General features: G+C 66.1%; 8 protein-coding genes and 1 pseudogene. 2 read left to right on the forward strand and 7 right to left on the reverse strand.

The features are described 5' to 3' along the window. Window positions 1-105: 105 nt before the first annotated feature. The 6 genes from A6723_RS23425 to A6723_RS23450 all read right to left on the reverse strand — a co-directional run bounded on the left by A6723_RS23425 (window position 106) and on the right by A6723_RS23450 (window position 6,011). Complete coding sequence (locus A6723_RS23425) at window positions 106-828, reverse strand: amino acid ABC transporter ATP-binding protein (protein WP_054906834.1); 723 nt, start codon at window positions 826-828, stop codon at window positions 106-108. Then, a complete protein-coding gene (locus A6723_RS23430) occupies window positions 821-1,471 on the reverse strand; it encodes an amino acid ABC transporter permease (protein WP_024764660.1) in 651 nt (216 codons plus the stop codon). Before A6723_RS23430 ends, A6723_RS23425 begins: the two co-directional genes overlap by 8 nt. 11 nt (window positions 1,472-1,482) lie before the next feature. After that, complete coding sequence (locus A6723_RS23435; RefSeq protein ID WP_054906835.1) at window positions 1,483-2,148, reverse strand: amino acid ABC transporter permease; 666 nt, start codon at window positions 2,146-2,148, stop codon at window positions 1,483-1,485. Beyond that, window positions 2,148-3,866: an aconitase X gene (locus A6723_RS23440; protein ID WP_054906836.1), complete on the reverse strand. Its 1,719-nt coding sequence runs from the start codon at window positions 3,864-3,866 to the stop codon at window positions 2,148-2,150. Before A6723_RS23440 ends, A6723_RS23435 begins: the two co-directional genes overlap by 1 nt. A gap of 70 nt (window positions 3,867-3,936) precedes the next feature. After that, complete coding sequence (locus A6723_RS23445; protein WP_054906837.1) at window positions 3,937-4,743, reverse strand: transporter substrate-binding domain-containing protein; 807 nt, start codon at window positions 4,741-4,743, stop codon at window positions 3,937-3,939. Between the two features lie 488 nt (window positions 4,744-5,231). After that, window positions 5,232-6,011, reverse strand: coding sequence for an AraC family transcriptional regulator (locus A6723_RS23450; protein ID WP_054906838.1), 780 nt, complete (start codon window positions 6,009-6,011; stop codon window positions 5,232-5,234). A gap of 135 nt (window positions 6,012-6,146) precedes the next feature. Between A6723_RS23450 and A6723_RS23455 the strand changes: the two genes are divergently transcribed. Both A6723_RS23455 and A6723_RS23460 read left to right on the forward strand, forming a co-directional pair. Beyond that, entirely contained in the window at window positions 6,147-6,836 is a 690-nt protein-coding gene (locus A6723_RS23455; protein ID WP_054906839.1) for a YafY family protein, read from the forward strand. Between the two features lie 88 nt (window positions 6,837-6,924). Further along, window positions 6,925-7,290 carry a VOC family protein gene (locus A6723_RS23460; protein ID WP_045217295.1) on the forward strand — a complete coding sequence of 122 codons (366 nt, stop codon included), beginning with the start codon at window positions 6,925-6,927 and terminating at the stop codon, window positions 7,288-7,290. Between the two features lie 25 nt (window positions 7,291-7,315). Here A6723_RS23460 and A6723_RS31850 read toward each other — a convergent pair. Continuing rightward, window positions 7,316-7,460 (reverse strand): annotated as a pseudogene (locus A6723_RS31850) (FAD/NAD(P)-binding oxidoreductase); the annotation flags it as partial.

Below are 7,460 nucleotides of genomic sequence, written 5' to 3' on the forward strand. Positions count from 1 at the left end.
CCTGAAGGGAGAGGGAGCGACCGTGCCGGCTTACACCAAGGCATCAGCCTGCTCCGATCCAGTCCCCTCGTCCTTCAGGGAGAGGGTTAGGGAGAGGGGCTCTTGTCAGTTCACCGACCTCAGAAACTCCGCCGTCTCCGCCCGCTGCGGATTGACGATCACCTGGTCCGGCGTGCCGATCTCGTGCACCAGGCCTTCGCGGAAGAACGCCACGCGGTCGGACACATCGCGGGCGAAGCGGATTTCGTGGGTCACCAGGACCATGGTCATGCCCTCTTCGGCGAGCAGGCGCATGGTGTCGAGTACCTCGCCCACCAGTTGCGGGTCGAGTGCCGAGGTGGCTTCGTCGAACAGCATGTAGTCCGGCGACATGGCCAGCGCGCGGGCGATCGCCATGCGCTGCTGCTGCCCGCCCGAGAGCTTCTGCGGGAACACCTTGAGCTTGTCGCCCAGGCCGACGTGCTTGAGCTGCTTCACCGCCATCGCCTCGGCTTCTTCCTTGGGCAGGCCGAGCACCTTGCGCGGGGCGAGCATGACGTTCTCCAGCACGGTCAGGTGCGGGAAGGCGTTCCACTGCTGGAAGACAATGCCGATCTTCTGCCGCAGCTTGTTCAGGTCGGTGGTCTTGGCGTGGACCTCGATGCCGTCGACGCGGATCTTGCCGCGCTGGATCGGTTCCAGGCCGTTGATGCACATCAGCAGGGTGGACTTGCCCGAACCCGAGCCGCCGATGATCGAGACTACCTCGCCCTTCTTCACGGTCAGGCTGACGCCCTTGACCACTTCCAGATCGCCGTAGGCTTTGTGCACGTTGTCGATTTCAATCATTTTCCTGCCACCTTTGTTCCAGCCGGGCACCGAGGCGCGCCACGACCCAACTCATGAGGTAATAGATGACCCCGGCGATGCACAGCACCAGCAGGGGTTCCTGGATGCGCGTCACGATGGTCTGCGAGGCGCGGAGCAGTTCGACGATGCCGATCCACATGACCAGCGCGGTGTCCTTCATCACCCCCAGCACCAGGTTCAGCCAGCCGGGGAAGGCCACCCGCGCGGCCAGCGGCAGCACGATGTAGCGCAGGTCCTGCCAGTAGCTGAGGCCCAGCGAGCGGCTGGCGCGGCGGATGTTCGGGCCGACGGCGAGGATGCCGCTGCGGATGATCTCGGTGCAGAACGCCGCCGCGTACACGCCCAGTACCAGGCAGCCGACGGTGAAGGCGCTCCAGTTCAGGCCGACGATGCTTTTCAGCGAGTTGAACAGCACGAACTGGATCAGCAGCGGCACGCTGCGGAAGATGTCGAGGAACCAGCCGACCGGCATCGTGGCGCGCGGCAGGGTGGCGCGCAGCCAGCCCAGCACGACGCCAGCGAGGGTGCCGATGAGCATGGCGCCGACGGTCAGCTTGACGGTGACCCAGGCCCCTTGCAGCAGGAACATCAGGTCGTTGACGGTGAAGCTCGTGGAAAACATGCGCGCTTCTCCTAGTAGCGGAACAGCCGCCAGCTCAACAGGCGGGCGACCGCCACGATGACCTTGGCGATGATGTAATAGAGCACCGCGGCCAGGGCGAAGTACTCGAAGGTGCGGAAGGTGCGCACGTTGAAGTCCTGGGTCACGCCGGTGAGGTCGTTGTTCAGGCCCACCACCACGCCCAGCGACGTCATCAGCACCGCCCAGACCATCTGGTTCGTCAGCGGGTAATAGACGATGCGCAGCAGCTGCGGAACGATGATCATCCGGTACGCCTGGAAGGCGCTCATGCCCAGCGAGCGCGCGGCGCGCATCTGGGTGTCCGGCACGGCCTTGAGGCCGCCGCGGAAGTTCTCCGCGAGGTAGCCGGCGTTGTTGAAGGTGATTCCCGCCAGCAGCGCCACCCAGGAGCTGACGTGCAGGCCGAAGGAGCCCAGGCCGAAGTACAGGATGTAGATCTGGAACAGCGACGGCGTGTTGCGCGCGATCGATACCCAGGTGTCGGCGAAGCCCTTGAGCATTGGGTTCTTCATCTGCCGCATGACGGTCAGCAGCAGCGCGATGAGCACGCCGAGGATCATCGACAGCGCGGCGGTTTCGAGGGTTACCCAGGCGCCGCCGAGCATGTCCGGCAGGGCCTTGAAGGCGGAGCGCCAGTGGAAGCTGTAGTTGAACATCAGCGCACCCCCTCGCTCAGCCAGCTCGGGACGCCACCGTCACCGCGCCCGCTGCAGGCCGCCTCGACGCACGCGGCAAGGCTGCCAAAGTGCACCTGGCGCCCGGCCAGACCCGGGCCGTAGTGGGCGTACTTCGCCGAATTGGTGATCAGCGTGGTGCAGGACGGCGGGATCACCGGCTCGCCGATCATGCACCAGCAGGTGTCGTTGAGCAGTTGCGCGCCGAAGTCTTCCAGCACCTTCACGTCGCCGGCGGCGCGGGCCTTTTCCTGCACGGCGCGGCCGAGGGCGACGACCAGCGCGACGCCCGGATGCTTGCGGCGCCCGGCGACCAGCCTGGCCAGCTCGGCACACTCGCTGGCGGAGAAGTGCGGGTTGCCCAGGGACACCAGTTGCACGCTGGGCTCTGCCGCGTGGTCCAGCTCGCGCCAGGAGGCGATCAGGTCCGCCGGGGTGACGCGCAGGTGTTGCAGCGGGGCTTTGCCGCCCAGTGCGGTGGCGACGTCCGGCGCTTCCGGGGTAACGCCGGCAATGTGGAACATCGGCGCAGCGGAGGTAGTGGCGAAGGCTGCGCCGAAGGCTTTCAGCGCATCGCTGTCCGGCGCCAGCGGCTGCAGGCCGTCGACCACCGGGATGCGCGTGCCGCACAGCTCGCCGATGTGATAGCCGAGCAGCGGGAAGATCGATTCGTCATGTTCGGCCGGCAGCTCGACATCGATCCGCAGCACGGCCAGCCGGCCTTCGTCGCGGTGGCTGCCGACGTTCGGCGCGCGGCCGGTGAGGGCGATGCAGATGTCGAGGTAATCCGGGTATTTCAGGGTGCGCGCGCCGAGCACGCTGTTGGCGTAGACCACGGCGTTGGACTCGGCCCACACGACCTGTTCGCCGAGGCTCGGCTTGCTGTCCAGCAGGTAGGGCGCGCAGGTGTAGCTCATCTGCGCGCCCATCTCCATGTAGGCATCGCCCAGCGCGGCGGCGGGCTCGCCGAAGGCCTTGTCGACGCCCAGTTCGCGCCAGCGGCGGTGATCCACGGAGATGGAATTCAGGGTGGTCGGCACCTTCACCTTGCCGCCCCAGTCCGCCAGTTGGCGGGCGAAGCGGAGGCTGGCGGGGCCGGTATAGATGCAGCCGTCGATGTGCGCCTGGGCGATGTCCAGCAGGTCCTTCGCGCCTTGCAGCGCGGCCATGCGCAGGACGATCTGCATGGCGGCCTGGGCGGCCTTGCCGTGCTGGCCGTCGAGCAGCTCATGGTCGCCGGCGGTGAGCACCAGGCCTTCCGGCAGCGGGCCGGCATCGCTGGCCATCACGCCCTGCCAGCCATCGGCAGGGCGCTCGGCGGTGAGTGTTACCTGTCCGTCTTCGATACGGGCCCAGCCGCCCGTGGACAACTGCTCGAAACCCTCGTGGCCCAGGCACAGTACCGGGATGGAGCGGCCGAACAACGCCTGCGCCACCAGCACGCCGAGGGTGAGGATCTCGTCCGGCTCGGCCAGCAGCAGGGCTGCCGGCGCATGGCCGTTGAGCAGTATTTCCAGCATCACGCTGCTGCCGGTACAGGAGCCGCGTCCGCTGGGAATCGCCAGCACCCGCCCGGGCAGGAAGCTGCCGGAGAGCGGATGGTGGCGGTCGATGACCTCGCCCGTGAAAGGCTCGACGCCTCCCCAGAAGCTCAGCCCGGTGTCGGCATGGAGTAGCGCCCCTTCGGCGCTACCCCCCATCAGGACCCGCCCTGTTAGGCGTGAGTCCCGCACCCTTGAAGCCTGCATCGAAGACATGTTGCGCCCGCCGTCAGTAGTACACGTGGGGAACGGTGAGGTCGACCGGGGTGCCGCCGACCCACTTCTCGTACAGCTCGGCATAACGGCCGGTGCGGACCTGCTGGTTGACGAAGAGGTTGAGGTAGTGGATCAGGCCGTACTCGTTGCGCGCGGCGGCCAGCGACACGTAGTCGATCACGTAGGGCGCGTTGCCGACGACCTTCAGGCCCTTGTACTTGCCGGATTTCAGGGTGGAGGCGGCGACGGTGTTGGTCACCACGGTGGCGTCGATGTGGCCCTGGGCAACGGCGAGGATGGTGTCGTTCTGGCTCTGGTAGGCGCGGAAGGAGCCTTTGCCGCCCCATTTCTTCACGTCCTTCTCCAGTGCAATGGCTTCATAGGTGCCGCTGGTGTTGCCTACCGGGCGGTCCTTGATGTCCTCGTACTTGGTGATGCCGGTGTCCTCGCGGGTCAGCACCACCATCTGGAAGGCGAAATAGGGGATGGTCATGGCGACCGTCTTGGCGCGCTCCAGGGTGTCGGAGGTGGAAGCGACGATCACGTCGGCGCGGCCGGAGACCAGCGCCGGGATGCGATCCGGGAAGGGCGTCTCGACGACTTCGGCGGTAACACCCAGCACTTTCGCCAGGTCGTTGCAGTAGTCCACGTCGAAGCCGACCGGGTTGTTCTGCGCATCGCGCGAACCCATCGGCGGGAAGTCCAGGGTCACGGCGCAGCGCAGCTTGCCGGATTCGATGATGTCGTCGAGCTTGTCGGCCTGGGCCTGGCCGGCGAGAAACACAGCGGTGAGGGCTAGAGCAATTCGGGTGAATTTCATGGGGGCCTCTCTGAGTCAGTGTTGTGCAGCGATTTTTGTATTATGGATTTCGTATACGATATTTCTTAGAGCAAGGCATGTGCCAGAAACCACTCGGGCGTGACTCATGGGTCGCAAAGCCCGGTGTGCGGGGGATTCGTTGCTGGGAGCCTTCCGGATTAACTGTAGGTGGGTTCCGAACGCTGTTACCAAATGAAGCAGGAGCGTGTTTCGCTGCCCCGTATGGGAGCACTCACGTATCGCACGCTGATCGGGGCTGAAGAGTGTTCGCGAGCAAGAACCGGGCGCCCCCTCGCTCCTACAGGCAGGGCAGCGCTTGCTCTTCGTAGGAGCGAGCTTGCTCGCGAACCGCCCACACACAAACTTTCAGGACGTTTATCCCGTAGGGCGAATAAAGCGGCACGCTTTATCCGCCGTATGCGCATTCGTGCCTTGGCTGGCGGCGGATAACGCCGTAGGCGTTATGCACCCTACGCGGAGGGAAGTGTTCAGTTGGGCGAGGTTTGCGACTCGCGATACTGCGTCGGCGACAGGCCGGTCAGCGCACGGAATTGCCGGCTGAACGCGCTGTGATCGGTGTAACCGCAGCGCAGGGCGATCTCGGTGATCGGCAGGTCTTCGCCGAGCAGGCGCGTGGCCGCACCCAGGCGCGCCTTGTGGATCATCTGCCGTGGCGTGAGCTGGAAGATGCGCTTGCAGTGGCGCTCCAGTTGGGCGACGGAGAGGCCGGCCAGTTCGGTCAGCTCGGCAAGGTTGATCGGCCTGTCGAAGTGCTCGCGGATGTAGGCGTCCACCGCCGCCAGGCGCTGGTACGCCGGATGCGTGGATTGCGCCGCCTGCAGGTCGCTGGAAATCCCCGCCATGCCGATCACAACGCCTTGCGCATCGTGCAACGCCAGCTTGTGGGTCAGGCACCAGCCCGGCAGCCGGCCGGGGTAGAGGTGCAGCTCCAGCTGATCGCTGAGCTGGCCGCCGGTTTCCAGCACGCGGCGATCCTGCTCGGTGTAGATCGGGCCGAAGCGCGACGGGAAGACCTCCTCGGCGGTGCGCCCGAGCAACTCGCGGGCATCCTTCACACCGCAGCGCCGCGCCAGCGTCTGGTTGACCAGCACGTAGCGCGCCGCGGTGTCCTTGATGAAGAACACCACGCCGGGCATGGCATCGAGCAGCGGGGAAATCTGCGCAAGGGTCTGCAGCAGGCTGTCCAGGTCGCGGGCGCCCTGGGGAATCAGGTCGTGCATCGGGAGGCGAGTCGGCTGTCGGAACATCGCGAGGATACGGGGCAATCAGGTTGTGGGAAAGGGCGTCGCTGTGGCCGAGGCGAGAGCGGGCGACGTTGCGGTTGTTGGCCGGGCCTCGGCGTGCTGGACTAGTCGGCCGACATTAGCCTTCGAGTGATCATCATGTCCCGAGCCCAGCGGCTGCTCGACCTTCTGCAGGTACTGCGGCGCCATCGTCTTCCGGTGTCGGGCCGGCAACTGGCCGATGAGCTGGGCATCAGCCTGCGCACGCTGTACCGCGACATCGCCACCCTGCAGCAGCAGGGCGCCCATATCGAGGGTGCGGCTGGCGTTGGCTACGTGCTGCGCCCCGGTTTCGAGCTGCCGCCACTGATGTTCTCGCTGGAGGAGATCGAGGCGCTGGTGCTGGGCATGCGCTGGGTGAGCCGGCATGGCGACCAGGGCCTGGTATCGGCGGCGCGGGATGTGCTGGCGAAGGTCGGCTCGGTACTGCCGGCCAACCTGCGCCTGGAGTTGGAGAGCAATGCGCTGCTGGTGGGCAGCCGGCCACCCGAGCGAGTGGCGGACGGGTTGCTGGGCCAGGTGCGAGACAGCATTCGCCGGCAGGGCAAGCTGCAGTTCGCCTACCGGGATGCCGGCGGACAGTTCACCGAGCGGGTGGTCTGGCCGTTCGGCCTGGGCTACTTCGAACAGGTGCGCGTGGTGATGGCCTGGTGCGAGCTGCGCCAGGACCTGCGGCACTTTCGGCTCGACCGCATGGAGCAGGTCAGCAGCCTGGCGGAGCGCTACCCGCGTCAGCGGCAGGCGTTGCTCAAGGACTGGTACGCGAGGCACGACATCCCCGCGCAGTGAATGACTGCTGCCGGAAACTGACACGGGTACGCCATAGCCTGCGATGACCGGCAACGAAGCCGGTTCATTCAACAGCAAGGAGTTTTCCATGGTCAGCCCGAACATGATCATTTTCTACGTCGACGATGCCCAGCGCAGCGCCGGTTTCTACGCGGAGCTGCTGCAGCGCGACCCGGTGGAAAACAGCGCGACCTTCGCCTTGTTCGTCTTCGACAATGGCCTGAAATTCGGCCTCTGGACTCGCGCTGGCGTGCAGCCGAACGCCGTAGGGCAGGCTGGTGGCAGCGAGCTGGGTATCCCCGCGCAGAGCCACGCCGACGTATTGCGACTGCACCGTGACTGGCAGCAGCACGGCGTCGAGATTATCCAGGCGCCGACCCAGATGGATTTCGGCTACACCTTCACCGCGCTCGATCCGGATGGTCATCGCCTGCGCGTCTTCTGCTTGAGCTGAGCATTCCCTGGCATGGCGGGTCCCTTCAGTCTTCGGCGAGCTGCAGCAGGGTTTCCACCCGCGCCGGGCTGAAGGGCGGGCGCGGCGCTGGCGGTTGCCAACCGAACAACTGCTTGGCCGCCGCGCCGCACACGCGGCCCTGGCAGGCGCCCATGCCGCAGCGGCTGGCG

The sequence above is a fragment of the Pseudomonas sp. AU11447 genome, from assembly GCF_001672555.2.
Lineage (GTDB): Bacteria > Pseudomonadota > Gammaproteobacteria > Pseudomonadales > Pseudomonadaceae > Pseudomonas > Pseudomonas nitroreducens.

Bases quoted from the DNA above. Each gene is read 5' to 3' on its own strand.
- A6723_RS23445 (WP_054906837.1), bottom strand. From the start codon at position 4,743: ATGAAATTCACCCGAATTGCTCTAGCCCTCACCGCTGTGTTTCTCGCC.
- A6723_RS23450 (WP_054906838.1), bottom strand. From the start codon at position 6,011: ATGTTCCGACAGCCGACTCGCCTCCCGATGCACGACCTGATTCCCCAG.
- A6723_RS23435 (WP_054906835.1), bottom strand. From the start codon at position 2,148: ATGTTCAACTACAGCTTCCACTGGCGCTCCGCCTTCAAGGCCCTGCCG.
- A6723_RS23425 (WP_054906834.1), bottom strand. From the start codon at position 828: ATGATTGAAATCGACAACGTGCACAAAGCCTACGGCGATCTGGAAGTG.
- A6723_RS23430 (WP_024764660.1), bottom strand. From the start codon at position 1,471: ATGTTTTCCACGAGCTTCACCGTCAACGACCTGATGTTCCTGCTGCAA.
- A6723_RS23460 (WP_045217295.1), top strand. From the start codon at position 6,925: ATGGTCAGCCCGAACATGATCATTTTCTACGTCGACGATGCCCAGCGC.
- A6723_RS23455 (WP_054906839.1), top strand. From the start codon at position 6,147: ATGTCCCGAGCCCAGCGGCTGCTCGACCTTCTGCAGGTACTGCGGCGC.
- A6723_RS23440 (WP_054906836.1), bottom strand. From the start codon at position 3,866: ATGGGGGGTAGCGCCGAAGGGGCGCTACTCCATGCCGACACCGGGCTG.